Source organism: Paratractidigestivibacter sp. (assembly GCF_052362415.1).
In the GTDB taxonomy this organism is placed as follows: domain Bacteria; phylum Actinomycetota; class Coriobacteriia; order Coriobacteriales; family Atopobiaceae; genus Paratractidigestivibacter.
Genome location: NZ_DAWEMK010000131.1, coordinates 1 through 1,898, shown reverse-complemented (window position 1 = coordinate 1,898; position 1,898 = coordinate 1). Strand labels below are relative to the sequence as shown.

The 1,898-nt window shown below is 72.4% G+C and carries 2 protein-coding genes; both read right to left on the bottom strand.

Going from position 1 to position 1,898, the window contains the following annotated elements; translation table 11 throughout:
• Window positions 1-823 (bottom strand): chorismate synthase (gene aroC, locus ACT84W_RS09710; protein WP_444329061.1); only part of this gene is annotated, 823 nt, incomplete at its 3' end.
• Between the two features lie 41 nt (window positions 824-864).
• Window positions 865-1,898: 3-phosphoshikimate 1-carboxyvinyltransferase (gene aroA, locus ACT84W_RS09705; protein ID WP_444329060.1), on the bottom strand; the 1,034-nt coding region annotated here is incomplete at its 5' end.

The window sequence follows — 1,898 nt, the reverse complement described above, 5'->3', positions numbered from 1 at the left end:
CGTCTGAGGCCACGGGGCAGTCGATGTCGAAGAAGAAGCCGAACTCGATCCCCTTGACCGAGGGGATGCCGAAGACCGCGTAGGCGATCGTGTTCTCCAGGCCATCGAACATGGGGGAGCCGACGCCCGCGGGAAGGCCCGTGGCCGCGCACTCGATGACGCCGCCCACGGAGTCCTTCTGGGCGCGCGCGGCCATGATGGCCTCCGTCATGCGCTCGGCCGCGCCCACGTCGATGGCGGGGAAGTCGCGGCCGTCCGCCAGCGCGTCCATCTGCGCGGCGAGCCGCTCGTTGGCGGCGGGGGAGTTGCCGAGGGCGCAGAAGTGCTCGTCCGCGACGCCCGCGCACTCGTCCACGTGGGCCGAGACGCGGACGCCCTGCTCCTCGAGCCACTGCAGGCATATGCCGCCGGCGACACACAAGGGGCCCGTGAGGCGGCCCGAGAAGTGCCCGCCGCCGGGGATGTCCTGCTCGCCGTGCCACTTGGACCAGGCGGTGAAGTCGGCGTGCCCGGGGCGCGGGACGCCCATGATGTTCTTGTAGTCCTGGCTGCGCGTGTTCGTGTTCTCGATCACGGCGGCCAGGGGCGCGCCGCAGGTTCGGCCGTCTGGGTTCAGGCCGCTGAGGACGCGCACGGCGTCCTTCTCTTTGCGCGGGGTCGTCCACGGCGCGTTGCCCGGGGCGCGGCGCGCCATGAAGGCGGCCAGGCGGTCCTGGTCGACGTCGAAGCCCGAGGGCAGCCCCTCGACGACACAGCCGACGCCGGCGGAGTGCGACTGTCCGAAGACCGTCACGCGCAGGGTGTTCCCGAAGCTGGAAGGCATCTTTCTCCTTTTTTGCGATCGCGAAGATCGCGGGTCGCGGGTCAGGTTGGGTCGCAGGTGCCGCCGAGGGCGGCGAGGTCGTCGAAGAAGGCTGGATAGGACTTGGCGACGCACTGCGCGCCGCGGATCACCGAGGGGCCCTGCGCGCGGGCGGCGAGGATCGCGGACATCATGGCGATGCGGTGGTCGTTCGCCGCGTCGACGACGCCGCCGGCAAGCTCGCGCGCGCCCTCGATGACCAGGCCGTCGTTCGTCTGGCGGACAGTGCCGCCCAGCGCGGTCACGGCATCGCTCACCGTCTGGAGGCGGTCGGACTCCTTGATCCGCAGGCGCTCGGCGCCGACGATCTCGGTCGTGCCCTCGGCGCAGGCGGCCACGGCCGCGAGGGGCGGTACGAGGTCCGGGCAGGCTCGGACGTCGAGCTTGCAGCCCCTGAGGACGTCCGGGCGCACCGTGACGGACGAGGCCCCGCGCTCGACGCGGGCCCCGAGCATGGCGAGCGCGGCGAGGATGGCGCGGTCGCCCTGGGTGCTGCGCAGATCCACGCCCTTGACCGTGACGCCGCCCTCCGAGAGCGCCCCCGCGGCGAGCCAGAACGCGGCGTTGGACCAGTCCCCGCCGACGCTGACCTGGCCCGGGGAGTGGAGCCTCGAGCTCACGGGCACGCGGAAGAGCAGGCCCTTCTTTCCATCCTGGGCATGGCGCTCGCGGGCGACGTCCACGCCGAACTCGGCGAGCGCGGCCACGGTGACGTCGATGTAGGGGAGCGACTCTATGGGCTCGGTGACGAACACCTCGCAGGCGCCCTGCATGAGGGGCGCGGCGAGGAGAAGCCCGGTCACGTACTGGGAGCTGACGTTGCCCGCGATGGTGAAGCACCCCGATGAGAGCTCCCCGCCGACGGCGAGCGGCATGGAACCCTGCGCCCCGAGCTCGGCCCCGTGGGCGACGAGCTCCTCGTAGAGGGGCGAGAGGGGCCGCTCGGGCAGCCTGCCGCGCCCGGTGAGGCTCGCGCCGCAGCCGAGGGCGGCGGCCACAGGAAGGAGGAAGCGAAGGGTCGAGCCAGACTCGCCGC